Genomic DNA, 26649 nt, shown 5'->3' with positions numbered 1-26649 from the left:
CCGCGCCGGTCTCAGCCCGCCGCGAGCCGGAACTCCAGGTTCCCGAACCGCACCTGGTCACCCGGCCGCACCCGTACCCCGCCCGCGATCCGAAGGCCGTTCACATGCGTGCCGTTGGTGGAGCCGAGGTCGTACAGCACCCAGCCACCGCCCTCGTGCCGCAGCTCGGCGTGCTGCCGGGACACCGAGGCGTCGAGCAGCCGCAGCCCCGAGCCGGGGATCCGGCCGATCGTCAGCTGCCGCGCCCCGGCCTGCGGCAGACTCAGCCCCGGCAGCCGCTCCAGCCGCCAGGCTCCGCGCAGCCGCGCCCCGAACGAGGAGATCCAGCCCACCGTCCGCAGCACGAACCGCCCGACCGGGTTCCCGGCCGGCAGGCCCGCCACCGCCGCGTCAAGCTCGGCCCGGCTGCCGGCGTGCAGCACGATCTCCATCCTCCCGAGGAAGGTGTCGTGCGACAGCCGTCCGCTGCCCGCGCCGTCCCGCAGGACCCCCAGAGCCTGCTCCCGCTCGGCCTCGGACGGCCGGACCACATGTGTCCGGATCTCAGGAGACGTCATGGCCCGATTGTCGGCTCAGCCGCACCCACCTGTCCAGATTCCCGGGACCGCCGGGACACCGTGAACCCGGTGCCCAGGCTCAGGCTCCCGGGCCCGCGCCCGACCGGGGCCGGACCGGTGAACGCCCCCGGTCCGAGCCGTAGACGCTCGAACCGGTTCACCTCGGCCGTCAGCAGCCCCCAGGCGCCCCCGTCCTCGGGGGAGGGCGGCACCGCGAGGTGGACGACCGCGGAGGCGGGCCCGCCGGGGTGGCCGCGGTGGCCGTCGAAGTGGACTATGAGCAGCCGCAGCGCCGCGACCTCCGGCGGGCGGCGCCGGGCCTCGGCAGCCGGGGCCTGCCGTGCCCTCGACTCCTCGACCAGGCCGGCCACCCACCGCTCGGTCCGGCCGTGGTGCGACCTCGTCGAGAGCTGTTCCGCGAACCAGCGGGCCCAGGCGTCGCCCCCGCGCTCCACCCACCGTTCGACGAGCGAACGGAACCCGGCCTCGCCGCGTCGGGCCGCGGCCAGCAGCTCCGTGCCGGCCCCGTCGAAGATCCGGCAGAGCGCCAGCACCCGCCGCCGGGAGGCGTGGGAGGCGTACCGGGCGGACCGGATCTCCAGCATCGCCCGATGCAGCAGGACGGCCGCCGACCGGGCGGCCCCGGACTCGCGGAGGAAGAGCGGTGGCGGCCTCTCCCGGTCCTTCCCGGGCGGGGGCGTCACCGCGTCCGCCGCCCGGCCCGCCGACGAGAGGTGCCAGTGGCTGTCGGCGATCCCGAGGTCGGCCCGTTCGGCGACCAGCCGGCCATGCCCGGCGAGCGTCAACTCGACGCCCGCCGGGCCGACATGCAAGTCGAGCGCCCCCGTGGTGGTGGTGCTGTCCGCGGTGAACTCCAGCTCCCCGACCGCCTCCAGCGCGAGAGCCAGCTCCGCCTCCCCCCAGGCGGGCTCACCGCAGTCGTAGCGGCGCGGTGCCGTCAGCGCGAGGTCGGCTTCCAACCGCTCGCCGACCAGCTCCACCTGTAGGCCCAGGATCCGGCAGTCCGTCAGGTCGTAGTCCGCCAGCGCCGCTTCGGTCAGCGGGCCGAAGGCCGGCTGGACCTGGCCGAGGTAGTCCCGGTAGGGCCCTCGGTGCCGCGCCGACGGCGCCGGTATCAGCCCCGCCACCGGGTGCCCGGCCGCTGCGGACTGCTCCACCATCCACACGTACCGGTCGTCGCCGAATCCGGCCATCCACCGCAGCGCCCGCCGCGCCCCCTGCTCCCGTCGCAGGCCCGTCCGTCCGGTCGCGGCGGCGAACAGCGGGAGGGTGTTGTTGTCCCAGACGTCCGACACCCGGACGATCAGGCTGCGGTCGAAGGTCCGCCCGTCGGCCGCGGCCTCGGCGATCTGGACGAGCGAGCGGTCGAGCAGCGCGGCGAGCGCGGTGAGCGCGGACCGGGGCAAGGGGACCTCCAGGGGCCGGGTGTCAGGTCTTCCTGGCCGCTGCCAGGATCTTGGCGGTGGTGTGCAGAAAACGGGAGGTGCTCAGCCCCGGGTAGGACGGGCCGAAGAGCGTGCCGGGGTTGGTGTTCATCCGGCCGCCCCGCAGGTGGATCACCACGTAGGCGGTACCGGGATCGGCGCCGACGACCTCGTAGTCGCCCTTCGGCGAGGTGAACGGGACGGTGAGGTCCACGGGCAGCGGTTCGGAGAGGAAGACCACCATCAGCCGGACGTCCGGGGTGGCCTCGATGCCCGCGAACGGCTCGGCGTCGAGCAGGGCCGCCACCTCCTCGACGGTGCGCAGCAGCACCGGGACGGGGTAGCCGAGCGCGTCGGCCAGGTGCTCCTCGATCCGCCGGGTCAGCGCGGCACGGTCCGGCTCGTCGGTGCTGAAGAAGACGTTGCCGCTCTGGATGTACGAACGGACGCCGCCGAGGCCGAGCTCGGCGAAGAGCGCCCGCAACCGCTCCATGGTCACCGTCCGCCCGCCGACGTTGATCGCCCGCAGGAACGCGATGTACGTGGTCGTGGTGGTCACCCGGCCAGTCTGGCAGCGGGCACCGACAACGCCGCCGTCCGCGCCTGCCCACCGCGGTCCGCCCATGCCACCTGCCCGGGCCGTCCGCTTCACCGCCGTCCGCCCGCCTGTCCGGCGGATCCGGCGGAGCCGCCGCCCGGCCCGTTCCACGCCTTCCGGCTGGAGCTGGAACAGGTGGTGCACACGGCGGCCACCTGTGGATCACGTCCTGGCACCCGGGCGGAGCCGGTGCGGCGGCTCCCGGCGTGCGCGGGGGCCGGTGCCGTGGAGCCCGTCGGATCAGCGGGCCCGGCGGAGTTCCACAGGACCGGCCCTACGGCAGGACGGACTTGACGGCCTCGGGGGTCCGGGCCACGACGGCGTGACCGTCGTCCGCGGTGATGATCGGGCGCTGGATCAGGATCGGGTGCTCGGCCATCGCGGCGATCCACCGCGCCCGGTCGCCCGGCTCCCTGGTCCACTGCTTCATGCCCAGGTCCTTGGCGGCCTGCTCGTCGAGCCGGGTGATGTCCCACGGCTCCAGCCCCAGCCGCTCCAGCACCTGCTCCAGCTCGGCGGCGCTGGGCGGGTCCTCCAGGTAGCGCCGCACGGTGAACTCGGCGCCGACGGCCGTCAGCTCGCCGAGCGCCGCCCGACACTTCCCGCAGCGCGGGTTGATCCAGATCTCCATGCGGTCAGGGTACCGACCGCGGCCCCGCCCGGCGGCGAACCCGGACGGCGGCGGCCCTGCCAGGCGGCGAACCCGGGCGGCCGGGGAACTCCGGCGCCTCCACCGGAGGTTTATCCGGGCGGGGGCAGAGCCTGGGGAGGGAGCACCGGATGGACGGCGCGGCGATCATCGAGCAGTTGCTGACGCGGGAGGGCAGGGCGGACCCGTACCCGCTGTACGCGAGGGCGCACGAGCTCGGCGCCGCGGTGCCCGCCGGGCCGGGCACCGTCCTGGCGATCGGGCACACGGCGGTCGACGCGGTGCTGCGCGACCCCGGTTTCGGCGTCACCGGCGCCGAGCCGCGGGAGGACCTGGACGCCGAGTACGCCCGGCACCCGTCGCTGGCCCTGTTCGGCGGCTCGATCCTGGAACGCAACGCGCCCGACCACGCCCGGGTCCGCTCGCTGATCGCCTCGGTCTTCACCGCCCGCCGGGTCGCCGCACTGCGGCCGGCCGTCGAGGCGGCGGTCGGCCGGCTGCTCGACGAGATGGCCGAGCAGGGCGCCGACGGCGCGCCCGTCGACTTCATGGACGCCTTCGCCTTCCGGCTGCCGGTCGGAGTGATATGCGAACTGCTCGGCGTCCCCGAGCGGGACCGCTACCGCTTCCGGGGCCTGGCCTCGGACCTCACCGTCGCCCTGGAGTTCATCCAGGACTTCGCCGAGCTGGCCGCCGCCGACGAGGCCGCCGGTGAACTGGCCGGCTACTTCACCGCACTCGCCGCCGAGCGGCTCGCCCGCCCCCAGGACGACCTGGTCAGCGACCTCGTCCGGATCTCCGTCGACGACCCGGACCGGCTCTCCGGCCAGGAGCTGCTGGCCAACCTGGTGCTGCTGCTGGTGGCCGGCTTCGAGACCACCACCAACCTGCTGGGCAACGGGCTCGCCCAGCTCTTCCGCCACCCCGGGGTGGCGGACGGCCTGCGCACCGGAGCGGTCACCCCGGCCGCCTTCACGGACGAGGTGCTGCGCTACGACTCCCCGGTCCAGCTCACCTCGCGGATCGCCCGCACCGAGGGCCTGACCGTCGAGGGGCTGGCCGCGCCGCCCGGCACCCTGGTGGTCGTCCTGCTCGCCGCGGCCAACCACGACCCGGCCCGTCACCACCGCCCGGAGGTCTTCGACCCGGGCCGCCCCGACAGCCGGCCGCTCAGCTTCGGCGGCGGGCCGCACTACTGCCTGGGCGCCCAGCTGGCCCGGCTGGAGGCCGAGGTCGCCGTGCGGGCCCTGCTCGACCGCTTCCCCCGGCTCGCCCCCGGCGGCGTCGCCACCCGGCGGGACCGCCTGCTGCTGCGCGGCTTCGACACCCTGCCGGTCACCGTCCGCTGACCGCCCCTGACCGGGGGCGTTCGGCCCAAGGGGCCGGGACCAAAGCATGGGGTCACAGGGCCGTCGGTAAGGGAACATGGAGGGACGAAACCGGTCATCCCGGACCGGTTCGCGAGGAGGTCCCCGCCGTGCCCGCAGCGCCTCGCCCGCCCCGGTCGGCGCCCGTGGAACCGAGTGTGCCGCGCTGGGTCCTCTGGCTGCCCTTCGTGCTGCTGGTGCTCGACCTGGTGGCGGAGGCGATCGTCCCGGACGCGGTCGCGGCCGGCTTCCTGCTGACCGCGCTGCCGGTGGTGGTGGCGTTCAGCTACGGGCCGGTCATGACCGCCTCGGCGACCGGCGGCGCCCTGGTGCTCCAGATCGCGCTGGCCATGCGGGCCGGGCACCTCGACGAGCAGCACCACGTCTGGGTCTACATCTCCACGCTGCTGGCCGGGGTGATGGGCACCGCCCTGTCCTGGCAGCGGATCCGGCAGAACCGCCATCTGCTGCGCGTCCGCACGGTCGCCGAGACGCTCCAGCGCACGGTGCTGCGCCCGGTCCCCGAGCGGGCCGGAGGCCTGCGGGTGGCGGGTCTCTACCGCCCGGCCCAGGCCGAGGTGCTGGTCGGCGGGGACCTGTACGAGGTGTGCGACACCCGCTTCGGGGTCCGGGTCCTGCTCGGCGACGTCCGGGGCAAGGGCCTGGGCGCGGTCCGGACGGTGGCGGACGTGCTCGGCGCCTTCCGCGCGACCGCGCACGACACCGCCGACCTGGTCGAACTCGCCGAGCAGCTGGACCGCGCGGTGCTGCGCGACGCCGCCGACCGCGGGGACGACGAGCTGTTCGTGACGGCCGTCCTGGTCCAGTACCGGCCCGGCTCCGACTGCGTGGAGATCATCAACCGGGGCCATGTCGCCCCGCTGCTGCTCTCCGGCCGCACCATCGCCCCGGTCGTCTGCCCGGACGAACTGCCGCTCGGCCTCGGCCACCTCCGCTCCATGGACCCGCCCCCCAAGCCCACGGCCGTGGCCCTGCCACCGGGCCACACCCTGCTGCTCTACACCGACGGCGTCAGCGAGGCCCGCGACGCCGTCGGCGCCTTCTACCCGCTGGCCCGCCGGCTGGCCCTCCTCGGCAGCACCGCCCCGGACGTCCTGGTCTCCTTCCTCGCCCAGGACGTCCACGACTACGCCCGCCTGCTCGCCGACGACCTCGCCGTCCTCGCCCTCACCCCCGCCCCGGCCGCCCGCCCTCCGCGCTCATGAGGGGCTCGCACACCGCGAAGCCCCCGCCCGGCCAGGGGAACGAATCGCAGCTCCTGGCCGCTGTCCGCGTCGGACGGCACGGCTGCTCTCAGGCATGTCAGGCACGGTCCCGGTGCGCAGACGGAAAATTGGTTGAGCCTCGGGTGGCCAGGTGGCAGGCTTGCCCGCCGTGACCGAGATCACCAAGTCGCACGACGACGAGGTGGACATCGATGCATCCCTGGCGGCGCGTCCGCTCTCCACGAGGCGATGACATCCGGGGTCTCGGTGAACAGCACGCGTTACGGAGGACGGATGTCATCGATCAAGCAGTTCCAAGTCACCTTCGACTGCGCGGAACCTGAGCGCGTCGCCCGTTTCTGGTGCGAGGTGCTGGGGTACGTCGTACCGCCGCCACCGGAGGGGTTCGCCACGTGGGACGATTTCAATCGCTCGCTGCCGCCTGAGCGCCAGGGTTCGGCGTTTGTCTGCATGGATCCCTCAGGTGTGGGCCCGCGCATGTACTTCCAGCGCGTTCCCGAAGGCAAGGCCGTCAAGAATCGGCTGCATCTCGACGTGCGGGTCGGCACCGGGCTCGTGGGCGAAGAACGCCTCGCCACACTCGAGGCCGAGTGCGCACGGCTGACGGCGCTCGGTGCGGTGCGCGTGCAACTACTGCGTGCCGATGGCGTCAATGAGTCGTGCATCGCGATGCAGGACATCGAGGGCAACGAGTTCTGTCTCGACTGAGGCGCCGCGAACGCGTCCTCTTTCTGTCCCCGTTTTGCCCAGGACGAAGAACCGCCCCGGCCTGTCAGGGCGCTGCAGTGCCTTCCGCACCGCCCGGCGACGGATTCCGTACCTCCGGCCGAGCGCCCGGACGCCCGTACCCTCAAGCCGTGTGTCCCGCCGGATCGCGGCGAACATCTCCACCTCGGTCATCCGCGCCATCTGCGCTCCTTGGACTCGGAGCGCAGATGGCGTCCCACCGCAGCCCTCCGGTGGGGCCAACACAGGTCCTTAGAACCAGTTACGTGCCCGCCGACGCTCGGCCGCTGGTGTGAGTTCTCGCTTCGGATCATCCTCCTGAGGCTCGCTCGGGCGGCGACGAGGTCGTCGCTGGTCTCGGCGAGTCTCCGTTCGAGCTCCTGCTTCTCATGGCGGAGCTGAGCGAGCTGGCTGTTCAGCTCTTGGTTCGGCGGTGAGCTGCTCAGCGGGCTGAGGCTGCGCCTCGGGCTGGGTCACGGCCCGGTCGACTGCGGGTCGGTCAGAATCCGGCCGTCATCCACGTGCACCGACTGGCCGGTGATGACCGCTTCGGCTCGGTCGAGGGAAGCGGAGAGGTCCTTGTCCAGCTCGGGCGGAACTGTTCGGCGATCGAGCGCGCACGCATCCAGTACCTGGGTGAGGGAGTATCTCTGGCGGTCCGTCATCAGGAGCGCACACGCGGCATGGGTGAGCACGTCTCGTGCCGCGTACCCGTCGCCGACCTCCAGGATCTGGTCGACCAGCTGTGCCACCTGAGTTTGCACGCGTCGGTGGCGGTCGCGACCGACGGCGTCGATGGCCGACAGCGTCAGGCGGGTGTGGAACACCACCAGATCCGCGCGAAAGCCGACTTGGCGGCAGCGCGTCAGCAGGCTGTCGATCTCCTCATCGGTGGGCCGGTGGCCGGGAGGCCGGCACAGGACGGTGAGGCAGGCAGTTACGGCGTTCTCCCAGGGTTCGCCCGGGGCGGTGTCGGAGAGGAGTTGCTGAGCGCCGGCGTGGTCGCCGGTGGTGGCGAGCGCGAGGACGGCGACTTGGCGGCCGTCGAGCATGTGCTTGCCGATGCCGTGGTGCTGCCGGACATGGGCGAGGGCGTCCCGCCAGCGTCCCGACGCGGTCAGGGCGCGCGTGCCGTCGGCGATGATGACCCGCCACAGCCACTGGCGCACTTCCTGGCGATCCGCGTCGGTGGCGGTCAGGTTGGCCGGCACGGTGATTCCGTCGAGGACGGCTGCCTTGCTTTCGGTGACGGCTTCGTAGAGGGAAAGGAGCAGCCGGTGGCCCTGGTCTCCGTGGCCTGCACGGATGTGGAGCCGGGCGAGGTTGATGATCGGTTCGAGGTTGCGGATCGCGTCCATGCCGCCCAGAGGGCACAAGCGCAGGTAGGCAGCGGCGTGCCGGTGGCACCAGTACCGGGCAGTGTCGGGCAGCCCGAGATCGGAGGCCAGGAGCGCTGCCTGGTTGAAGATGCTGGAGGCAACGCCCTGGTCCGCCTCCCGCTCGGCCTCGTCAGCGAGTTTGCGGATTTTGCCGACCCGGGCGGGGAGCGGGAGGCATCCCGGCCGGGCTCGTGCCACGAGCGGGAAGCGCCGGGCTATTGGTCCGTGGGGGTCCATGTGTTCCTCTCGGACGACCGTTTGGATGCGCGGGCGCTGGGGCCGGACCGGCTGTCCGGTCCTACGGGTCCCGCCAGCCACAGGCGTGTGGCCAGCGGGACCTGTGGCGCTATCCGGCCAGAGGCCGACTCACTGCCACGCGACGACGATCCGGTTGAGCGGAGTGTCGATGGTGAACCGGCCAGGGGCGGGCTTGACGGGCGCGGCGGTCAGGGGCTGGATCTCGAACTGGGCCTCGCGGTCCCGGTACTCGCGGTCCCAGGTGCGCATCGACTCGGCTACTCGGTCGGCCAACTCGTCGCTGCCGGGCCCGTGTCCGACGACCCCGAACTCCCACAGCTTGCCGCCTTCGGGGGTGCGCTTGGGGGACAGGCGTCGGGCGAGATACGTGAGTGCGCCCTTCTCGAACACTGCGGTGGAACTCGGGTACGGGTCCTCGGTGAGCAGGTCGCCGACGGTCTCCCGCTTGAAGGGCATCTGGTTCAGGCCGCTGGGCAGCGTGCAGGACAGCCAGAGTTCCATCCACTCGGGCGACTCCATGGCGCGGTAGAAGACGTCAGCCCAGAGCACGGTACGAGGCTGGTCGAGCACGTCGGCCAGAGCGTCCGCATCGACCGGCTGTTCGCTGTTGGTCTGGAGGCGCACGGAGCCGTTCGAGGCCACCGGGATCATGCGTCGCTCGTCGTCGGCGATTCCCCTGCGCAGCGGCATGAAGGTGTTCATCTCGCTACGGATGGAGACCCAGGCACCGTTCTTGCGCTCGTAGGCGATGGATCGGGACACGCTACCCCGCAGTCGCTGGGGCACGAGCAGCCGACCGCCGGGCGCGAGCTGCTTCATCCAGGCGTGCGGGACACCGTGCGCACCGACCGTGGCGACAATACGGTCATACGGTGCGCCGTCGGGGTGGCCGAGCGCTCCATCGGTCCGCAGGACGGTGACGTTCTCGATCCCCGCCGTGGCCAGGTGTGACCGGGCACCCTCCACGAGGTCGTCGTCCACGTCGATCGTGGTGACGTGGCCGCCCCCTTCGACCAGGTGGGCGAGCAGCCCGGCGTTGTAGCCGGTGCCGGCACCCAATTCGAGTACCTTGTTGCCAGGTTGAGGTTGGAGCTGTTCCAGCATGAGCCCGACGACGCCTGGCTGCGATGCGCAACTGATCGACGTCCCATCGCTGTTCTGCTTGATGTCGACCGTCGAATTGGTGTATGCCTCTTCGAGGGACACCTCGGGGACGAACACGTGGCGGGGCACGGTCCGCATGGCCGCCTCGATGCGAGGTGTGTGCACACGCCCCTCCGTGATGACCTGGTCGACCAGGACGTTGCGGAGGCGTTCGGCGGCGGTGTCGATCTCTTCGATCGTGTCGCTGTTCACCTCGTCGAGGCTAGTGCGCTCGGAGGCCGCGCCGGGCGAAGACGCGACGTTGTCACTCGTTCCCATGACTACTTCTCTCGCTAGTGCTGACATGGCGCTTTGGTCCTCCACGGGGAGGCCGGCGCGGTTGGCGTGAAAGATCAGATGGTGAGCCAGGACGGCCCGCAGTCCCCGGGTCAGCGCGCCGCGACGCGCCAGGTGAGCCAGCGTCTGCCCGGCCTGCTCGAAGGCGGTCACCCACGGGTCATGCCCGGCGAGCGGACCGTCTGGGTTGCACAGGGCTCGGACGTTGACGGTCATGAGCCGGCGCATCGCCGTGACCTTCTCGGCAGGGAGCTCGGAAGGACGGGGGTCAGAGGCCGGGCGCAGTTTGGCGACCTTGTCCCAGACGTCGCCCTGCTCGTAGAAGTCCAGGCCGGCGGCCCGCATCATTGCGCTGAACAGCAGGATCACGGTCTCCCGTCGGCCCAGATGCCCGGCGGTGGGGGACGGGGCGTAGGTGAGCAGGTGGCGGCTGTCGTGGTGGAAGAGCGCGTGGGCGGCGTCCATGGCTGCGTCGCCACCGAAGGCGAATGTCTCGGGTTCGTAGATCCCGGGTGTCCAGCTGACGATCTGGCCTTGGGCGGCCAGCGTGTTGAGCAGGTCGTTGATGACGCCCGGGATGGCAGCGTCGGTCAGGTAGCGCAGCGGCCAAGGCTGCTTGTTCAAGTACCACCAGCCGTGGAGGAGACCTCCGGTTCCGGCGGAGAGCAGGGCGGGGCCGATGGCGTCGGCGACGACCTGCTGGGCGGTCTCGCGGTCGGGGAACTCGATGTTGTGTTGGTGCCAGCGAGCGGTTGGCATCCGGCGTCCTCAGGCTGGTGATGGGCGGTCAGGAGATGAGTAGGCAGGCGTCCCAGGCGGAGCTGGGCGGGGCGGCGGCACTGGGAGTGAGTACGGCCAGGGCGACGCCGGCCGCGCCGTCGAGAAGTCCTGGGCCGCCGTCTGCGGCGCCCATCAGCGCGGTGGTCACATGTTCCGCGTCGGTGCCCGGGGGGTGGACGGCGGAAAGCAACGCGGGTATAAGGGCGCGCAGTTGGCCGACAGTTTCAGGGAGGGCGTCATCGGCCGCGCGGGCGGCAACGTGGGCGAGACCGGCGAAGCCGTGGCACAACGAGATGTCGGTCGTCGCCGCGAGCTGGGCCGGATCACTGAGAGCGCCGACCAGCCCGATCTCCGCCAGGAGCTGGCGGTCGGTGTCGCCGAGGGCGAGAGCGGCGAGTTGTTGCACTCTTCCCAGCCCCGCACCGCCGTAGCACCACGACGGACGCAGTGGCCCGGACTGCTTGGGCAGGTTGCTGCGGAGTTCGGCGCGGGTCACCCAGTAGGGCCAGGTCGGGCCGTGGCCGGTCTCGACACGCCAGCGGTCCAGCCACGCGCAGACCGTGTGGATGGCGTCGAGCTGGCCGCCAACGATGGTGCCGCGCAGGGCAGCGAGGGAGAGCAGGCTCAGGGCGCCGGTGATGCCGTGGGCCACGCTGTTGTTGGCGTGGCCGTCGGGGAACCGGTCGTCTGCCCGTCCGGAGGGCGCCGATGCTGTCCACCACCCGGGCAATACCTCCCCGGCGAGGGTGATCGGGATGGTGAGGCGAACGAGGTATTCGAGGACGGCGCGTACGGCATCGCCGTCGGGGTCGCGGCGTAGCAGGTAGCCGCCGAAGCCCGTGAGTCCCTGGAGCGCGTCGAACTCGGCCAGAGTGGGAAGGTGCCCGGCGTCGATGCGGTGGTGCGCGGCGGCCACGCGGCGGAGGGTGTCGTTGGCGATCTGCTGATCCAGGATGCCGAGGGCGCACTTGTAGGAGCCGGGGAGCCGATCGGCAGCGCAGGCAAGGGCGTGGGCGATGGCGGGTGCCCCGTAGTAGGGGTGGCTGTCGGTCCCGCTGGTGATGGGGACTCGAGTGGCGGCGGCGAGCCAGTCGTGGGCGCGTTGCCAGGGTGCCCGTCCTTCAGCCGCGAGCTCGATGTGCAACAGGGCGATGCCGGGAATGCCGTGTGCGAGCGACTGCGGCCACCACGCCTGAGCGCGCCGCTCGGCGGGGGCAGTGTCGGGGTGGGCGAGTCGTTCGCTGATCACCATGGCGAGGTCAGCGGCTGGATGCTGCGTCACACGGGCCTCCCGGTGGTGCGGGCAGTCCACGCGAGGGCGGCGGCTCGCGCGAGGTACAGGCAGATGGCCTCTTCTGGGAAGTCGACGGCGACGGCGCGTACGAAGTGGACGTGGAGGAGGGAGCCAAGAACGTCGTCGGTGTCGATGCCCTGGGTGTCCGGGCCGGGTAGATGGTTCCGGTAGGCGGCCACCGCGAAGTCGCGTTCAGCCCACGCCTCCACGGTGGCCGTACCGCCGGGCACCGTGCGAAGTGCCGCCCAGTCGTCGCGGGGGTCAGTGACCCGGACGGCTTCGTTGAACTGGTCGCGGGGCACTGGCTCGGGTGCTGTGGGCGGAACGTGGTCGATGAGCCAGCGCATGCCTGCGTCGGTGCTGCCCAGGAAGGCAGAGACGATGGAGACGCTGTGAGCGGCGACCAGTGCCCGCCGATGCGGGCGGGTGGGTTGGCCGAACTGGGTGAGCAGGGCGCGTGAGTCAGCGCGGAACACCTCCTCGGCGGCAGCCCACGCCGGCCCCGAGCCCCAGCGGCCGGTCTCGGGGTAGGAGGTGGGGTAGCGCACCTCCCGCAGTAGTCCGGCGTGATGCAGCTCGTCGGACCAGACGCTGACCGTACCGGCTGCCCGCCCGAACGCTTTCGGGTCGGGTAGAGCGATCCGCAGGCGCAGGTGCTGGTCGGGGTCGCGGAACCGGACGTACCACCAGGGCGGCTGACCGAGCCGGTCGAGCAAGGCCGGGAGGTGTTCGGCCAGGATGGTGTCCTGGCGGCGGATATCCCCGTACAGGCTGGCGAGGAGTACCGACGACATGGCAGGGGTCTGCCCCTGGTCCCGCCCGATGATCCGCGCACGGGTGGGCTTCGGCAGGCGCGGCCACGCCGGCGGTTCGGCCGTTTTCAGAGGAACGACGACTTCGTGAACCCTGCCACCGCACCAACCGGCTTCGGCCGGGGCTTCCGTCAGGACCGCGTGCGCGACACGGTCCAAGTGCACGCGCAGCAGAACGCGGTGGCCGGGCTCGTCCAGATCCAGCGCGAGCAGCCTGTCCCCCTCGGTCAGGTACACCTGTCGCGGCAACCGGTGTGTGTCCCGCCACATGGTCAGGGCTTCGTCCCACATGGACCACGGCTGCGATCGGGCGGGTAGCTCGGCCGCTTCCAACTGCCACCGGGCAGGGGAAAGGACGGTGCGCCCGTAGCGCAGTCGGGGTAGGAACGGCATCGCCCGCGCCGCGCCCCAGTCGAACAGCGTCACCGCAGCGCACTGAGCACGGCTCAGCTCGGTTAGGAAGCGGGCCAGCGGCGGGGTGTGGGTGTGCAGGTTCAGCGCGTGCATGGCTACGGCCTCCACCCGGTGGCCGTGCGCCGGAGCGGCCAGATACATCCGGCGACCATCGCAACCCACGGCCAGGTCTTCGACTGTCAGGACCTCGTCGTCGGGAGCACGGTGCTCCTCCAGGCTGATCACGGTCGGCAAGACCTGCGGGGAGCGGGTGACGTGAGCCGTCTCCGGCACTAACGGCGGGAACGACAACTGCGCCGGCACGGTGTCGCCGTCGGCACCCGGCAGATCGGCCAACTCCACAGCCAGTCGGGCGTGGTCCTGCGGCTCCAGGACATTGAGGAAGCGACCGATTCCGACGCCCGCACCTCGGGAAACGCTCACCACCTCCAGCCGGAAATCCCCGTGCTGGAGGTCGTGCAGGCTGGCGGCGTGCACACGTACCCCCACCTCCAGATGCGGCGGCAGCCGAACCCGGTCCGGTCCCAGCTCCAGATTCTTCATCAGCATCTCGTCCAGGGCTACTTCGTAGCGGCCATCCAGTGCCGCGCCCTGCGCCAGGCGGACCAGGGCCTCGTCCCGGCTCGACACCGGTGATCGGCGTTCCGAGCCCCCGGACCCCGGATAGCCGTCGGGAAATCCGATCCCGCTGTCAGCGACGACATCCAGTACGGGCACCATCGAGCCGATCCCGAAGCGCTCGTAGAACCGCTGGTGATACGACTTCCACTCAGCGGCGCCGTAAGGAGCGGCACTCAGACGGGCCAGGGCCAGCGCCGCGCGCTCCACCTCGCGGGCCACTTCCCGTGGCAGGGTGACCGTGGCGTCCATCCGCAGGTCCACCGCGAGCGGATGCTTGCGGACCGGCGCCAGGCGCTGCATCCGAACGGCCACATCCTCGCGTACAACGCTATCCTGACTGAGAGTCAGTGCCGGGTGGATCTCTCGAAGTGCGATCACCAGATCGGCTACCTGCACGATGCTCGCTGCGTCTACGGCCTCCAACTGCGCCACGAGGTACCGCAAGGCGTCGGTCTCGGTACTCGGTGCGTGCAGAACGGTGATCAGTGCACGTCTGGCGACCAGCTCCGTGAGTAGTGCGGTCACCTTCTCCGGGCCGGCCGTGGGAAATTCGGCCAGGAGTTTCGCCCTCACGCCCCCAACCGGAATCGGGGCGCGGGTAGCCGTCAAGGCCGACTTCACCGGGGCGGTGTGGCGTAGCGAGACCTCGATGGCCCCGGTCCCCCGCTGATGGTTGTTCGGCTGGTACGGCACGATCAACCGGTCGCCGCGAATCATCAACGAGGTGTTGGCGACTACAGGCAAACGGTCCAACAGTTCAGGGCAGCTCTCCAGTTGAGCGGTTACCGCTGCCAGCCACTCCGCTCCGGCCCGGACCACTGCCCGGTGCTCAGTGCCCCAAGCCGCTTGCACCTTCGTCCCGAAGGAGGCGGTTGTCACTCCGGCGAACAGGCCGAATGGGGTGGCGCGACCCTGCGAACGCAGCAGGTAGCGGGCAACGGACAGCACGGCGCGCCGGACATCGCGCGGCGCGGGATTCTCGGCCTCACCCAGGGCGTGTACCTGTGCGGCGAGCACCGGACTCGCATGCCGCAGTCCTTCGGCAACACCTTCTGTTTCCCAAACCGCCCGGAGCCATGCGACCTGAGAAGTCGCTCGCGCAGGGTCGGCGGCGGTGTTAGTCAGGTCAGGCCATGGTGGAAGGTGCAGCGTTGGGCGAGCGACGGCGCGCACGAGCGCCGCACTGCCGGAACGGAACGCGGGGGCCTGGGTGACCACGCTATTACCTCCGTATGGACACGGTGAACGGGACCGCCGGTGCCGCCGCAGTACGGCGGCACCGGCTTACTCAACGGGAGTTGCGCCCGGTCAGGCGACACCGGTGGTGCAGGCACCGCAAGTGCTGCCACAGTTGTCGTTGGTGATGTTGACCAGGCCGGCCGAGTCGGCGACCTCCAGCAGGGTGACGTCCAGCTCGAACTCGTCGGCGGCTGGAGCCACAGGGGCGTTCTGAGCCATCTCATTCCTCCTTTGTGACGGCTTTTCCGGTACCTGGCCTGGGTTTTCAGAGCCAGGAAAATGTGATGCGGTCAGTGGCTTGTACCAGCAGGCCGCTCGACAACGGTCCGCTCCTTATGTCGGGTTGGGCGCGGCATCCCTTCGGTGTCGGGGACGCATCGACGGAGCCGCCGCAGGGAGCCGCCCGGTGCGGTTCCACGGTTGCCGAGGGGGATCGGCATTCCTCGTCCCGGGCGGCTGATGAACAGTTCACCGCTTGCAAGTGCCAAGCACGAGGCCGGATCGGAGGACAAATCACCGGACACTTCGATAGGTAGGTTGTGTCCTCGCGCTACCGGTTGTGTCCGGTGGCCTAGGCTGGAGTGACGGGGGGTGCTCATGCCCGAACGGACAACCACGAACTGGAAGTTCGTGGCAGCGCGAGTCGAACGCGGCTGGCGCACGCAGGAGGATTTTGCCGAGGCGTACAACGCTTCGGCCTTAGCCATCCAGTCGAAGGCGCAGATCTCGGTGCGGCAGGTCAGGCGCTGGGAGTCGGGGCAGACGACATGGCCGAACCGCGACGCGCGCTGTGTGCTGACCGAGATGTTCGAAACCCCCCTCGAACGGCTTGGCTTCATCCCAACGGCCAGAAAATCGACTAGGCTTGACGTCTCCTCCAACCTCAAACCCAACCTGGCGGACCACGTGCTTCGATGCGCGTTCGTGGGCGGCCTAGTGGCCGCTGCCGCTCCGCTGCTCGATCTTGCGGCGCTGGACCATCTCACCGCGGCCACCCGAGATGCCTACCGCTATAGCGATCACCAACTCGTCAGTCACCTACGGGACGCGTTGGACGAGACGGCCCGAACGGACGTCTTCTCGGGTCCGCACCGCGCGATGCCGACTGCCCTCGGACTTCTCTCCGTCATCAACACCGCTGCCCGTGACGCCAAGTCGGTGATCCGGCATCAGCTGCTCAACCTCGGTGCCCGCGCGGCGGAGTTCACCGCATGGCTGCACCGTGACGCCGGATCACCGGAGCAGATCACTACTTACTGGTATGGCCAGTCGAAAGAGTGGGCGACTTTCACCGGCGACGGCGCGATGCACGCCTACGTCCTACTGCGCCAGGCACAGGCGCTCGGCCGCAACGACCCCGCGCGGACACTCGATCTGGCCGAAGCGGCAACCGGCAGCCAGTGGACGCTTCCGCCGCGCCCGCGTGCCGAAGCGCTCCAGCAGAAGGCCCGAGGTCTGGCCATGACCGGGGCCGACCCAGAGGAGATCAAGCGGGTGTTGGACCAGGCGCACGCCGCCCTTGACCAGGCCGCGCCGCCAAGCGGCCCGGCGACCTGCACGGGCCCTCTCGGCGACGGGTACACCCGAACGCGGCTCCTGGTGCAGTCCGGGATTTGCTGGCGCGAGGCCGAACGACCAGCCGAGGCGGTCTCGGTGTTCCAGACCCACCTGATCCCCGACGCGTTCCTTCCCCGCGACCACGCCCATTACAGCGCCTATCTCTCGGGCGCTCTCGCCGAGGCGGGGGAGCCGGACGAAGCGGCCTCGGTCGCCCTTCGCGCTTTGGAGGTCGCCGTTCCCGCCCGCTACGGGCAAGCCATCACCGAACTCCACCACACCGCCCGCATCCTGTTCCCGCACCGCCGGCGGCCAGCAGTGCGGGAACTCCACGAGCGCCTTCTCGTGCTCGCGGCTGGCTAGGCGGCCAGGAAGCCACTCACCTTGGCGATGACCTCGCGCTGCCACGCCTGCGACTGCGGGTGCGCGTACGTGGGGTCATCGTGGACTGCGAAACCGTGCTGCGCGCCTTCGAGTTCGTACAGTTCCGCGCCGGCGCCGAACAGCGGTCCGTACCGGCGGGAAAGCTCAACAGGCACGAACGTGTCCTTCGTGCCGTGGACGATGAGGACGGGGACGCGGACGGCGGCGCAGATGGCTTGGGGTGCCAGGAAGAAGACTTCGTTGAGGAGGGCCCGGCCGGTCTCGAACGGCTGGCGGACGGAGAACCCGCGCCCGTCCAGCTTCGCGGCGCGTTCCTCCGACAGGTAGTCCTCGCTCCAGCCGGCCTGGTCGGTGATGAATCGGTTCCGGTAGTCCATGCGGGGGTTCAGCAACACCAGCTTGGCGACATCGTCGGGCCGGTGGCCGGTGTGCAGCGCGGCTGCACCTCCGGAGAACGACGCCGCGACGACGTGTACCGGCCCCGGCCGTTCAGCGACCTGGACAAGGTGGTCGGAGGCGGCCCGGATGTCGTTGGCCACCCCCGCGATCGTCACATCCGCGAATCGGCCGGAGCTGGCACCGTGGGCCCGCAGGTCGAACCGTAGGCAGGTGATGCCGGTGGACGCCAGACCCGCCGCCAGGCGCGTGAAGAATCCGCCTTCTTCGCGGGTGACACCGGCACCGTGCGCGAGCACGGCCAGAGCTGCCGGGGGAGTCGGGGAGGGTGTGATCGTGCCGAAGAGCTGGGTGCCGTCGAGGGACCGAAATGCCGTCTCGTGATCAGCCATGGACAGATGGTAGCCACTTGCCCATCGCCGAGGGCCGCGCTCACGTGACTCAACCTCGCGCCGATCGGCGCGGAGTCCGGAAACGACGAAGCCCCGTCTCCGGCTACAGCAGGAGACGGGGCTTCGGAGCGATCGTTCGGCAGATCTCGTATCAGGTCGGAACGCGAAGATCCGCCTGCGGCTTCCGCATCGTCGAGGCCCTCCGCGCCATGATCCTGCTCTGCTTGGTCGGTTACGCCCGGCCCCTACCCGGACGCACCTGACCAACGCCCGTCAGGACCCGCAGAAGGGGACGAAGAGCCCTTTTTCTGGGGGGCACTGTCGGCTGCCCGCAATACCCCACCTTGCCCCGCCTCTTACAGGTCGTAGTACAGCTCGAACTCGTGCGGGTGCGGCCGCAGCGCGATCGGGGCGATCTCGTTGGTGCGCTTGAAGTCGATCCAGGTCTCGATGAGGTCGGGGGTGAAGACGTTGCCCGCGAGCAGGTACTCGTGGTCGGCCTCCAGGGCCTCCAGCACGGCCGGCAGCGAGGACGGCACCTGCGGCACGTTGGCGTGCTCCTCGGGCGCCAGCTCGTAGAGGTCCTTGTCGACCGGCTGCAGCGGCTCGATCTTGTTCTTGATGCCGTCGAGGCCGGCCATCAGCATGGCGGCGAAGGCCAGGTACGGGTTGGACGACGGGTCCGGCGCGCGGAACTCGATGCGCTTGGCCTTGGCGTTGGAGCCGGTGATCGGGATGCGGATCGCGGCGGAGCGGTTGCGCTGCGAGTACACCAGGTTGACCGGTGCCTCGAAGCCCGGCACCAGGCGGTGGTAGGAGTTCACCGAGGGGTTGGTGAACGCCAGCAGCGAGGCGGCGTGCTTGAGCAGGCCGCCGATGTAGTAGCGCGCGGTGTCGGAGAGCCCGGCGTAGCCCTGCTCGTCGTAGAAGAGCGGCGAGCCCTCGGTCCACAGCGACTGGTGGACGTGCATCCCGGAGCCGTTGTCGCCGAAGATCGGCTTGGGCATGAAGGTGGCGGTCTTGCCGTTGCGCCAGGCGACGTTCTTGATGATGTACTTGAACAGCATCAGGTCGTCGGCGGCGTGCAGCAGGGTGTTGAACTTGTAGTTGATCTCGGCCTGGCCGGCGGTGCCGACCTCGTGGTGCTGGCGCTCGACCTCCAGGCCGGCCGCGGCCAGCTCCAGCGACATCTCGGCGCGCAGGTCGGCGAAGTGGTCCACCGGCGGGACGGGGAAGTAACCGCCCTTGTACTTCACCTTGTAGCCGCGCGCGTCGCCCTCGGCGGAGCCGCTGTTCCAGGCGCCGGCCTCGGAGTCGATGTGGTAGTACGACGCGTTGGCGCTGGTCTCGAACCGCACCGAGTCGAATACGTAGAACTCGGCCTCGGGGCCGAAGAACGCGGTGTCGGCGATGCCGGAGGAGGCGAGGTAGGCCTCGGCCTTCTTGGCGACGTTGCGGGGGTCGCGGCTGTACGCCTCGCCCGTCACCGGGTCCTGGATGAAGAAGTTGATGTTGAGGTGCTTTTCCTTGCGGAACGGGTCCAGGCGGGCCGTGGCCAGGTCCGCGACCAGGGCCATGTCCGACTCGTGGATGGCCTGGAAGCCCCGGATCGACGAACCGTCGAACATCAGGATCTCGGAGGGGTCGAAGGTCGCCGCGGGCACGGAGAAGTGCTGCAGGACGCCCGGGAGATCGCAGAACCGGACATCGATGAACTTCACGTCGTTGTCCTGAATGAACTGCTTCACTTCGGCGGCGTTGTTGAACATCCATCCTCCTCGGCGTGCGAATGGGGCTCACCCTAGGAATGGCCCGTTTCCAACCGGTGACCCGGTCGTTTCCTGAATGTTAACCGCCGTCGTTGAGCGGGCGGCAAAGACGTACGCTCCGGGGCAAAACGCTTGAGCGGCGCGGGCCGGGCCCCTTGAGTGGTCTGGACCACGCGGGAAGCCCGGGCGACGCGATTCACCCTCCGGGGGAGCCGGTGGCGGCCCGGCGGGCCCGCCCGGTTAGTGTGGATTCGTGGACACCAGAGAAGCGTTGGGATCGTGGATCGACGGCCCGAAGGCGGCCGCCGAGAAGATGGGAGCCGACTTCGGCTACCGCGGTGAGCGCCTCGGACTCCCCCAGGAGGGTCCCGGCTCGATCGCCGGCCCCGGCCGCCGGATCGGCGCGCTGTTCGTCGACGGCTGGCTGGTCTCCCTGGTCGCCTACGGGCTGATCGGCAAGGGCACCGCGGCCTCGGCCAACCTCTGGACCACCCCGCTGTTCTTCGCGGTCACCGTGCTGCTGCTCGCCACCGCGGGAACGACCGTCGGCAAGCGGCTGTTCGGTCTGCGGGTGGTCCGGCTCGACGGCGGCCGCGCCACCATCCCGCAGGTGCTGCTGCGCACCCTGCTGCTCTGCCTGCTGGTGCCGGCGCTGGTCTGGGACCGGGACACCCGCGGTCTGCACGACAAGGCGGTCGGCACGGTCGAGGTCCGGATGTAGCCCGGAGGACCGGATCCGGTCCGGCCGGAGAACGTCGAACGGCCCCGCCGCGGAAGTTCCGCGGCGGGGCCGTCTCATGTCAACGGGGGAGGGGGTCAGCGTACCTGGCCGCCCTTGGGCATCCGGGCGCCCTTGGGCATCGGGCCCTTGGGGATCGGCGCCTTGGAGAGCAGGTCGCCCAGCGCGCGCAGCCGGTCGTTGGTCTCGGTGACCTGGGAGGGGGTGATGGCGCGGGGCAGCCGCATCAGGTGGATCTGCAGCTTCTTCAGCGGGACCTCGCCCTCGCCGTTGCCCACCACGATGTCGTGCACCGGCACGTCGCCGACCACACGGGCCATCTTCTTCTTCTCGGAGGCCAGCAGCTGGCGCACCCGGTTCGGGTTGCCCTCGCCGATCAGCGCGATGCCGGCCCGGCCCACGGCGCGGTAGACCGCGTCCTGGTTACGGGTGACCGCGACCGGGGTCGAACTCGCGCTCCAGCCACGCCGGATGTTGTTCAGCACCGCCGCGACGGCCCCCGGCTGCCCCTCCATCTGTCCGAACGCCGCGCGCTCGGCCCGGCGCCCGAAGACGATCGCCATGGCCAGGAAGGCCACGATGAAGCCCAGGATGCCCAGGTAGACGGGGTGGTCGATCGCGAAGCCGATGGCGAGGAACACGCCGAAGGTCAGCAGGCCGACGCCGGCGATGATCAGGCCGATCTTGGTGTCGACCTTCTTGGTCATGGTGTACGCCGTGCGGATCTGCTTCAGCCGCCCGGGGTTTTCGGATGTTTCCCTCGCCATAACGCTCATGGTACGTGGCGTGGGTACGGGATATCCAAGCCCGGGTACCCGTTCGCCCCGAACCGTGACCCGGGGGCCCGCACGCCGACACGCCGAGGCCGGCCCGGCGCCCACCGCCGTTTGGCCGCCGCACCCGCCCTGACCGGCGGGGACGGCCTGTTCCGGGGCTCGCCGGACCGGCCCTGCCGGCCCTACCGGCGCCCGGACCCCGGCACCGGACCGGCCTGCGGCGCGTCGCGCTCCCGGTCCGCCGCGTACCGGCGGTTCTCGCAGACGGCCGCCCAGGCGTTGCGCCGGGCCTGCCGCTGGCCGCCCGCCAGCAGCACGCTCTCCGCGAGCCGCAGTGCGCTGCCCACCGACCGGATGCCGACCTGCATGCCGACCTGCATGTCGAACAGCTCCCCTCGTGGCTGAGAACAATCCACCGACCGCGCCCGCGAGGGCCTCGTCAGCGGCAACGCTTCCATCGTCACCACCCCGTGTTACCAGCCCGTGACCAGGCAGTCAAAGCGCGATGAACCGAAAGGGGCGGGGCCGAAGCCCCGCCCCTCGGGTGGTTCACGCCGGTTGGCCGAAATCAGCCGCCCGCCCTGACCGCCGCCGTCGGACCGCCGTGGTCGGACCGCCGCCGCCCGGGCCGCCGTGGCCGGACCGCCGCCGTCAGACCGCCGACGCCTGCGCGCGGCGCTCCAGCGCCTGCCGGTACAGCCGCCCGGCCCGGTACGACGAACGCACCAGCGGGCCCGACATGACCCCGGCGAAGCCGAGCTCCTCGGCCTCCTGCTGCAGCTCGACGAACTCCTGCGGCTTGACCCAGCGCTCCACCGGGTGGTGGCGCAGCGAGGGGCGCAGGTACTGGGTGATGGTGATCAGCTCGCAGCCGGCGCCGACCAGGTCGGCCAGCGCCTGGCTGACCTCCTCGCGGGTCTCGCCCATGCCCAGGATCAGGTTGGACTTCGTCACCAGCCCGGCCGCGCGGGCCTGGGTGATGACGTCCAGCGAGCGCTCGTAGCGGAACGCGGGCCGGATCCGCTTGAAGATCCGCGGCACCGTCTCGACGTTGTGCGCCAGCACCTCGGGGCGGGAGGAGAAGACCTCGGCCAGCTGCTCGGGCACCGCGTTGAAGTCGGGGATCAGCAGCTCGACGCCGGTGCGCCCGGCCTCGCGGCCGGCGGTCAGCGCGTGCACCTGGCGCACCGTCTCCGCGTACAGCCAGGAACCGCCGTCCGCCAGGTCGTCGCGGGCGACGCCGGTGATGGTGGCGTAGTTGAGGTCCATGGTGACGATGGACTCGGCGACCCGGCGCGGCTCGTCGCGGTCGAACTCGGCGGGCTTGCCGGTGTCGATCTGACAGAAGTCGCAGCGGCGGGTGCACTGGTCACCGCCGATGAGGAAGGTCGCCTCGCGGTCCTCCCAGCACTCGAAGATGTTGGGGCAGCCGGCCTCCTGGCAGACGGTGTGCAGCCCCTCCTTCTTCACCAGCGACTGGAGGGCGTTGTACTCCGGGCCCATCTTCGCGCGGGTCTTGATCCACTCGGGCTTCCGCTCGATGGGGGTCTCGCTGTTGCGGACCTCCAGGCGGAGCAGCTTCCTGCCGTCGGGTGCGACAGCGGACACGTGCGACTCCTAGAACTAGACGGGGTACCCCCAGGGTACGCCTGTGCTTGTACGGCCTTGGCCGGGCCCGCGGCCCGCAATCGCAGGGCAACAGCGCTACCGGCGGGTAGATTCCCTCGGCCCGGCGTTCAGCGGCCGGGTGCGGGCTCGGGCAGTTCGGCGAACACGGCCGCCAGGTGCTTCTCCACCACGGGCAGCGCCTCGCCGACGGCGAAGTCGCGGGCCAGCTCCGAGGAGACCGAGCCGACGCCCGCGTCGCGGATGCCACAGGGCACGATCCGGTCGAACCAGGTCATGTCCGGGTCGCAGTTCAGCGCGAAGCCGTGCATGGTGACACCGCGCGCGACCCGGACGCCGATCGCGGCGAGCTTGCGGTCGTCACCGCGCTGGCCGGCGTTGGACGGCGCGTACTCGGGGCCGGCCAGCCGCGGGTCGATGCCCAGCGGCAGGCCCATCCGCAGGGTCAGCTTGCCGATGTCCACCACCTGCGACGGGTCCACCACCGCGTCCGGGATGGTCTCGCCCAGGACCCAGACCCCGCTGCGGCCCTCGACCCGGGAGGTCTCCACGCCGAACTCGCCGCAGGAGCGGATCAGCGCCTCCTCCAGCCGCCGCACGTACGCGACGACGTCCATCGGCTCGGGCAGCTTGACGATCGGGTAGCCGACCAGCTGGCCGGGGCCGTGCCAGGTGATCTCGCCGCCGCGGTTGACCTCGACCACCGGTGTGCCGTCCAGCGGCAGGTCGGCCGGGTTGGTCCGCTTGCCCATCGTGTACACGGGCTGGTGCTCCAGCAGCAGCACGGTGTCGGGGATCTCGTCCGCGACGCGCAGCGCGTGCAGCCGCTGCTGCTCCTCCCAGGCCTCCGGGTAGGGGATCGCCCCCGCGCCTATGCCCATGCGTACGAACCGCACGTTCTCGCTCATGCGTCCACCTTCCCGCGCTCGGTGGCCGCCTCGCGAGACGCGCACCCTGCGATGCTCCGCTCGCTCACCACTGCTCCTTGCCAGGGGTTCGAGACCAACCTCGCCACTGTACGCCCCGGCGCGAACCGGGTGTTCAGGCGCCCGAGAGCAGCTGGAGGCGGAGCGCCAGCTGGAGTTCCAGCGAGCGCTCGGGGTGGTTCCAGTCCCGGCCGAGCAGGATCTCGACCCGGTCCAGCCGCTGCACGACCGTGTTCACGTGGACGTGCAGTTCGTCCTTGGCCCGGGTCAGGCTGCCGCCGCAGTCGAAGTAGGCGCGCAGGGTGCGCACCAGCTCGGTGCCGCGCCTGGCGTCGTACTCCAGCAGCGGGCCGAGCGTCGCGCCGACGAACCCGTCCACGTCGTGGCCGTCGCCGAGCAGCACCCCGAGGAAGCCGAGCGCCCGGGCCGAGGCGCCGTCCCCGGCCCGGCCGAGCACCCGCAGCGCCCGGACGCAGCGCAGCCCCTCGGCGTACGAGGCGGCCAGCGCCGGCGGCCCGGCGGCCGGGCGTCCGGCGCCCACGGTGACCGGGAAGCCGGCCAGCCGGGCGAGCCGTTCGGCGGCCCGCTCGGCCGCCCGCAGGGCGCCGTCCGGCCCGGTGGGTCCGCCGGATCCGGCCGGGCCGTCGGTGCCGTCGTCCGGCACCAGCAGCACCACCGCCTCGCCGTGCTCCGCGCTGATGCCCCGCGAGCCGAACAGGTAGCGTCCGGCGGCGCCGGCCAGTCGGCCGCGGTCGACGGCGGCGGTGCCCGGGGCACCGGCCGGCTCGGCGACCAGCACCAGGTGCGGGCGGCCGAGGTCCACACCGAGCCGGCGGCCGCGCGCGGTCAGTCCGGCCGGGTCGCGGTCGGGGCTGGTGAGCAGATCGGCGAGCAGTTCGCCGCGGACCCGGTTCTCGGTCTCGGCGACCGAGCGGCGCAGCAGCAGGACCAGCGCGGTCACCACGCCCGCCCGCTCGAACAGCCGCCGGTCGGCGTCGTCCAGGCCGGGCCGGCCGCGCAGGACCAGGGTGCCCAGCGGCTCCTGGCCGGCCAGCACCGCGCAGACCCAGGCGTCGCCGTGCCGCACCGACCGGCCCTCGGCCCGGGAGGCGGCGACCGCCGCGGCCAGCCCGTCGGCGGGCGCGGCCCGGCCGGCCAGCGGTTCGCCCTCGGTGTCCAGGACCGTTATCTCGCCGTCCAGCAGCGCCGCCACCGCGGCGGCCACGTCCGGCACCTCGGCGCCGCGCAGCACCAGGTCGGTGAGTCGGTCGTGGCCCTGCTCGGCGCGCTGCACGGCGGCGGAGTGGGCCCGGATCAGCTCGTTCGCGCTGTTCAGCTCGGCCAGCGCGGCCCGGGTGTCGGCCAGTGACTTGGCGGTGTCCAGCGCGATCGCGGCGTGCGCGGCCAGCGAACAGAGCAGCGCGACCTCGTCGGGGGAGAAGGCGCGCGGCGAGCGGTCGGCGGCGAACAGCACGCCGATCACCTGCCCGCCGAGCAGCAGCGGTACCCCGATGATCGCCACCAGCCCCTCGTCCAGGACGCCCGCGTCGATCGTGCCGGTGTGGTGGAAGCGCTCGTCGGTGCGGTAGTCGGGGGTGGCGTACGGCCGGGCGGTCTGGGCGACCAGGCCGCCGAGGCCGTCGCCGAGGCTCAGCCGCAGGGTCTGGAAGAGGACGGACACCGAACCGTCGGTGACCCGCATGTAGGTGTCGCCGGCGGCCCGGTCCGGGAGGGTGAGATAGGCGGTGTCGGTGCCGAGCAGCAGCCGGGCCCGGCGCACGATCGCCTGCAGCACGGTGTCCAGGTCCCGGGAGCCGGCCAGGTCCCCGGCAGTGTCGAACAGCGCGGTCAGCTCGGCCTCGCGGCGGCGGTGCTGACGCAGGGTCCGGTGCACCCGCAGGGCCTGCCAGGTGGCGTCGTCGATCTCGCTCAGTACGGCGGCCGGCGCCCCCTGACGACGCGCGGCGGCCAGCACCTCGGCGAAGTCCTCGGTCGCGGCACCGGAGGCGAGCAGGTCGAGCAGCCGCCGCAGCGCGGGCGCCGAGCTGGTCCGGGGGTGGGGGTCGTTCACGGTACGGCCGCCAATCGGCAGTGGGTCTCTGGCCCCAGGGACGGAAGCGCGATCGTAGCTGCTCAGCCGCCCACTCGTGCGGGTGGACCGGGTGGCCGGCGCCCGTGCGGTAGTGGGCGGCGGCCACCGCGGGGCCGGTACGGAGCCGGGCCGCGCGGTGGCGCCATCGGGCCGGTGCCCGGCCGGGGGCCCGCGCGGGCGTCAGTGCGCGGTCCAGCCGCCGTCCACGGGCAGGCTGGCGCCGGTGATGTAGGAGGCGTGCGGCGAGCAGAGCCAGAGGGCCAGCTGCGCCACCTCGTCGGGCTCGATCAGCCGCTTCACGGCGGTGCGGTCGAGCATGATCCGCTCCACCACCTCGTCCTCGTGGATGCCGTGCGCCAGCGCCTGTCCGGCGATCTGCTTCTCCACCAGCGGGGTCCGTACGTACCCCGGGTTGATGCAGTTGCTGGTGACGCCGTACGGGGCGCCCTCCAGCGCGACCGTCTTGCTCAGGCCCTCCAGCGCGTGCTTGGCCGTGACATAGGCGGACTTGAAGGCGCTGGCGCGCAGGCCGTGGACGGAGGAGATGTTGACCACCCGCCCCCAGTCCCGCTCGTACATGTGCGGCAGGGTGCGGCGCAGGATGCGGAACGGGGCCTCGACCATCACCCGCTGGATCAGCGTGAAGCGGTCGAGCGGGAACTCGTGCACGGGGGCGACGTGCTGGAGGCCGGCGTTGTTGACCACGATGTCGGCGTCGTCCGGCAGGGCTTCCACCGCCTCCGGGTCGGAGAGGTCGGCGACGTGCGCGACGCCGCCGATCCGCGCGGCGAGCTCCTGGGCCGGACCGGCCGCGAGGTCGACGACGTAGACCCGGGCGCCGGCCTCGGCGAAGGCCTCGGCGCAGGCCCGGCCGATGCCCGAGGCGGCTCCGGTGACCAGGGCCGTACGACCGTCGAGCGGGCGGGCTGAAGTGGTGTCCATGGCCGAGAACGGTAGGAATCCGGCGGCCCGTCTCCTATGTCGTGGGGAACTACAGCACCCCGGGAGAGTGTGGCGTTCGCCGCTATGACGGTCGATCGGCGGTTCGGGCGGCCAAAGCCAAACCCACTCTGTCCGGACTTCCCCACAATGGGCGCGGATGCTTCACCCGTTCGGAGGATTGCTCGGTCAGAACCGCCCATAGCGCCCGAATGCTCGCTACATTC

At 71.3% G+C, this 26649-nt stretch carries 22 protein-coding genes; 5 read left to right on the top strand and 17 right to left on the bottom strand.

Annotated elements, in window-relative coordinates; genetic code table 11:
- Positions 1-11: 11 nt before the first annotated feature.
- The 4 genes from AB0P06_RS26455 to AB0P06_RS26440 form a co-directional block, all read right to left on the bottom strand.
- The gene (locus AB0P06_RS26455; protein WP_363611464.1) at positions 12-557 is read right to left on the bottom strand and encodes a DUF1707 and FHA domain-containing protein; all 546 of its coding nucleotides are present in this window, start codon (positions 555-557) and stop codon (positions 12-14) included.
- Positions 554-1984: a hypothetical protein gene (locus AB0P06_RS26450; RefSeq protein ID WP_363611462.1), complete on the bottom strand. Its 1431-nt coding sequence runs from the start codon at positions 1982-1984 to the stop codon at positions 554-556. Before AB0P06_RS26450 ends, AB0P06_RS26455 begins: the two co-directional genes overlap by 4 nt.
- A gap of 22 nt (positions 1985-2006) precedes the next feature.
- The gene (locus tag AB0P06_RS26445) at positions 2007-2561 is read right to left on the bottom strand and encodes a DUF1697 domain-containing protein (RefSeq protein WP_363611460.1); all 555 of its coding nucleotides are present in this window, start codon (positions 2559-2561) and stop codon (positions 2007-2009) included.
- 313 nt (positions 2562-2874) lie between these two features.
- Positions 2875-3231 carry an arsenate reductase family protein gene (locus tag AB0P06_RS26440; protein ID WP_363611458.1) on the bottom strand — a complete coding sequence of 119 codons (357 nt, stop codon included), beginning with the start codon at positions 3229-3231 and terminating at the stop codon, positions 2875-2877.
- A 149-nt stretch (positions 3232-3380) separates the two neighbouring features.
- Between AB0P06_RS26440 and AB0P06_RS26435 the strand changes: the two genes are divergently transcribed.
- The 3 genes from AB0P06_RS26435 to AB0P06_RS26425 all read left to right on the top strand — a co-directional run bounded on the left by AB0P06_RS26435 (position 3381) and on the right by AB0P06_RS26425 (position 6571).
- On the top strand, positions 3381-4598 hold the full coding sequence (locus tag AB0P06_RS26435) for a cytochrome P450 (RefSeq protein ID WP_363611456.1): 1218 nt from the start codon (positions 3381-3383) through the stop codon (positions 4596-4598).
- Positions 4599-4774: 176 nt separating this feature from the next.
- Positions 4775-5842, top strand: coding sequence for a PP2C family protein-serine/threonine phosphatase (locus AB0P06_RS26430; RefSeq protein ID WP_363611455.1), 1068 nt, complete (start codon positions 4775-4777; stop codon positions 5840-5842).
- Positions 5843-6136: 294 nt separating this feature from the next.
- Positions 6137-6571 carry a VOC family protein gene (locus AB0P06_RS26425; RefSeq protein ID WP_363611453.1) on the top strand — a complete coding sequence of 145 codons (435 nt, stop codon included), beginning with the start codon at positions 6137-6139 and terminating at the stop codon, positions 6569-6571.
- Between the two features lie 491 nt (positions 6572-7062).
- On the opposite strand, the gene AB0P06_RS26420 is transcribed toward AB0P06_RS26425, so the two are convergent.
- The 5 genes from AB0P06_RS26420 to AB0P06_RS26400 all read right to left on the bottom strand — a co-directional run bounded on the left by AB0P06_RS26420 (position 7063) and on the right by AB0P06_RS26400 (position 15045).
- Positions 7063-8205, bottom strand: coding sequence for a hypothetical protein (locus AB0P06_RS26420; protein ID WP_363611451.1), 1143 nt, complete (start codon positions 8203-8205; stop codon positions 7063-7065).
- Positions 8206-8334: 129 nt separating this feature from the next.
- A complete protein-coding gene (gene fxlM, locus AB0P06_RS26415; protein WP_363611449.1) occupies positions 8335-10425 on the bottom strand; it encodes a methyltransferase, FxLD system in 2091 nt (696 codons plus the stop codon).
- A gap of 28 nt (positions 10426-10453) precedes the next feature.
- Positions 10454-11728, bottom strand: coding sequence for a lanthionine synthetase C family protein (locus AB0P06_RS26410; protein ID WP_363611447.1), 1275 nt, complete (start codon positions 11726-11728; stop codon positions 10454-10456).
- Positions 11725-14712, bottom strand: a complete 2988-nt coding sequence (locus tag AB0P06_RS26405) for a lantibiotic dehydratase (RefSeq protein ID WP_363611485.1) — start codon at positions 14710-14712, stop codon at positions 11725-11727. The genes AB0P06_RS26410 and AB0P06_RS26405 overlap by 4 nt, the downstream gene beginning before the upstream one ends.
- 183 nt (positions 14713-14895) lie before the next feature.
- Positions 14896-15045 (bottom strand): FxLD family lanthipeptide, encoded by a 150-nt coding sequence (locus AB0P06_RS26400; RefSeq protein ID WP_363611445.1) that lies wholly within the window; start codon positions 15043-15045, stop codon positions 14896-14898.
- Between the two features lie 378 nt (positions 15046-15423).
- Between AB0P06_RS26400 and AB0P06_RS26395 the strand changes: the two genes are divergently transcribed.
- Positions 15424-16746 (top strand): XRE family transcriptional regulator, encoded by a 1323-nt coding sequence (locus AB0P06_RS26395; protein ID WP_363611443.1) that lies wholly within the window; start codon positions 15424-15426, stop codon positions 16744-16746.
- On the opposite strand, the gene AB0P06_RS26390 is transcribed toward AB0P06_RS26395, so the two are convergent.
- A complete protein-coding gene (locus tag AB0P06_RS26390; protein ID WP_363611441.1) occupies positions 16743-17555 on the bottom strand; it encodes an alpha/beta fold hydrolase in 813 nt (270 codons plus the stop codon). The two genes, AB0P06_RS26395 and AB0P06_RS26390, sit on opposite strands and share 4 nt — an antisense overlap.
- Before the next feature lie 356 nt (positions 17556-17911).
- The gene (gene glnA / locus AB0P06_RS26385; protein ID WP_363611439.1) at positions 17912-19324 is read right to left on the bottom strand and encodes a type I glutamate--ammonia ligase; all 1413 of its coding nucleotides are present in this window, start codon (positions 19322-19324) and stop codon (positions 17912-17914) included.
- Between the two features lie 253 nt (positions 19325-19577).
- On the opposite strand from glnA, the gene AB0P06_RS26380 reads away from it, so the two are divergent.
- Complete coding sequence (locus AB0P06_RS26380) at positions 19578-20045, top strand: RDD family protein (RefSeq protein ID WP_363611437.1); 468 nt, start codon at positions 19578-19580, stop codon at positions 20043-20045.
- Positions 20046-20140: 95 nt separating this feature from the next.
- Here the strand turns inward: AB0P06_RS26380 and AB0P06_RS26375 are convergent, their stop codons facing one another.
- The 6 genes from AB0P06_RS26375 to AB0P06_RS26350 all read right to left on the bottom strand — a co-directional run bounded on the left by AB0P06_RS26375 (position 20141) and on the right by AB0P06_RS26350 (position 26425).
- Positions 20141-20830 carry a DUF4191 domain-containing protein gene (locus AB0P06_RS26375; protein WP_363611435.1) on the bottom strand — a complete coding sequence of 230 codons (690 nt, stop codon included), beginning with the start codon at positions 20828-20830 and terminating at the stop codon, positions 20141-20143.
- A gap of 191 nt (positions 20831-21021) precedes the next feature.
- Positions 21022-21219 carry a hypothetical protein gene (locus tag AB0P06_RS26370; RefSeq protein WP_363611433.1) on the bottom strand — a complete coding sequence of 66 codons (198 nt, stop codon included), beginning with the start codon at positions 21217-21219 and terminating at the stop codon, positions 21022-21024.
- Positions 21220-21490: 271 nt separating this feature from the next.
- Positions 21491-22447, bottom strand: a complete 957-nt coding sequence (locus tag AB0P06_RS26365) for a lipoyl synthase (RefSeq protein WP_363611431.1) — start codon at positions 22445-22447, stop codon at positions 21491-21493.
- Positions 22448-22575: 128 nt separating this feature from the next.
- Entirely contained in the window at positions 22576-23373 is a 798-nt protein-coding gene (gene lipB / locus AB0P06_RS26360; protein WP_363611429.1) for a lipoyl(octanoyl) transferase LipB, read from the bottom strand.
- 133 nt (positions 23374-23506) lie between these two features.
- Entirely contained in the window at positions 23507-25462 is a 1956-nt protein-coding gene (locus tag AB0P06_RS26355) for a GAF domain-containing protein (protein WP_363611427.1), read from the bottom strand.
- A gap of 201 nt (positions 25463-25663) precedes the next feature.
- Complete coding sequence (locus tag AB0P06_RS26350; protein ID WP_363611425.1) at positions 25664-26425, bottom strand: 3-hydroxybutyrate dehydrogenase; 762 nt, start codon at positions 26423-26425, stop codon at positions 25664-25666.
- Positions 26426-26649 lie beyond the last annotated feature (224 nt).

This window comes from Kitasatospora sp. NPDC088351, from assembly GCF_040685575.1.
GTDB lineage: Bacteria > Actinomycetota > Actinomycetes > Streptomycetales > Streptomycetaceae > Kitasatospora.
The sequence above is the reverse complement of the archived record's forward strand: the minus strand, read 5'-3'. Positions and strand labels throughout refer to the sequence as shown.

Excerpts from the sequence above, each read along its gene's own strand:
- AB0P06_RS26455 (WP_363611464.1), bottom strand. The coding sequence starts at position 557 with ATGACGTCTCCTGAGATCCGGACACATGTGGTCCGGCCGTCCGAGGCC.
- AB0P06_RS26440 (WP_363611458.1), bottom strand. The coding sequence starts at position 3,231 with ATGGAGATCTGGATCAACCCGCGCTGCGGGAAGTGTCGGGCGGCGCTC.
- AB0P06_RS26435 (WP_363611456.1), top strand. The coding sequence starts at position 3,381 with ATGGACGGCGCGGCGATCATCGAGCAGTTGCTGACGCGGGAGGGCAGG.
- AB0P06_RS26425 (WP_363611453.1), top strand. The coding sequence starts at position 6,137 with ATGTCATCGATCAAGCAGTTCCAAGTCACCTTCGACTGCGCGGAACCT.
- AB0P06_RS26420 (WP_363611451.1), bottom strand. The coding sequence starts at position 8,205 with ATGGACCCCCACGGACCAATAGCCCGGCGCTTCCCGCTCGTGGCACGA.
- fxlM (WP_363611449.1), bottom strand. The coding sequence starts at position 10,425 with ATGCCAACCGCTCGCTGGCACCAACACAACATCGAGTTCCCCGACCGC.
- AB0P06_RS26400 (WP_363611445.1), bottom strand. The coding sequence starts at position 15,045 with ATGGCTCAGAACGCCCCTGTGGCTCCAGCCGCCGACGAGTTCGAGCTG.
- AB0P06_RS26395 (WP_363611443.1), top strand. The coding sequence starts at position 15,424 with ATGCCCGAACGGACAACCACGAACTGGAAGTTCGTGGCAGCGCGAGTC.
- AB0P06_RS26390 (WP_363611441.1), bottom strand. The coding sequence starts at position 17,555 with ATGGCTGATCACGAGACGGCATTTCGGTCCCTCGACGGCACCCAGCTC.
- glnA (WP_363611439.1), bottom strand. The coding sequence starts at position 19,324 with ATGTTCAACAACGCCGCCGAAGTGAAGCAGTTCATTCAGGACAACGAC.
- AB0P06_RS26375 (WP_363611435.1), bottom strand. The coding sequence starts at position 20,830 with ATGGCGAGGGAAACATCCGAAAACCCCGGGCGGCTGAAGCAGATCCGC.
- AB0P06_RS26370 (WP_363611433.1), bottom strand. The coding sequence starts at position 21,219 with ATGCAGGTCGGCATGCAGGTCGGCATCCGGTCGGTGGGCAGCGCACTG.
- lipB (WP_363611429.1), bottom strand. The coding sequence starts at position 23,373 with ATGAGCGAGAACGTGCGGTTCGTACGCATGGGCATAGGCGCGGGGGCG.
- AB0P06_RS26350 (WP_363611425.1), bottom strand. The coding sequence starts at position 26,425 with ATGGACACCACTTCAGCCCGCCCGCTCGACGGTCGTACGGCCCTGGTC.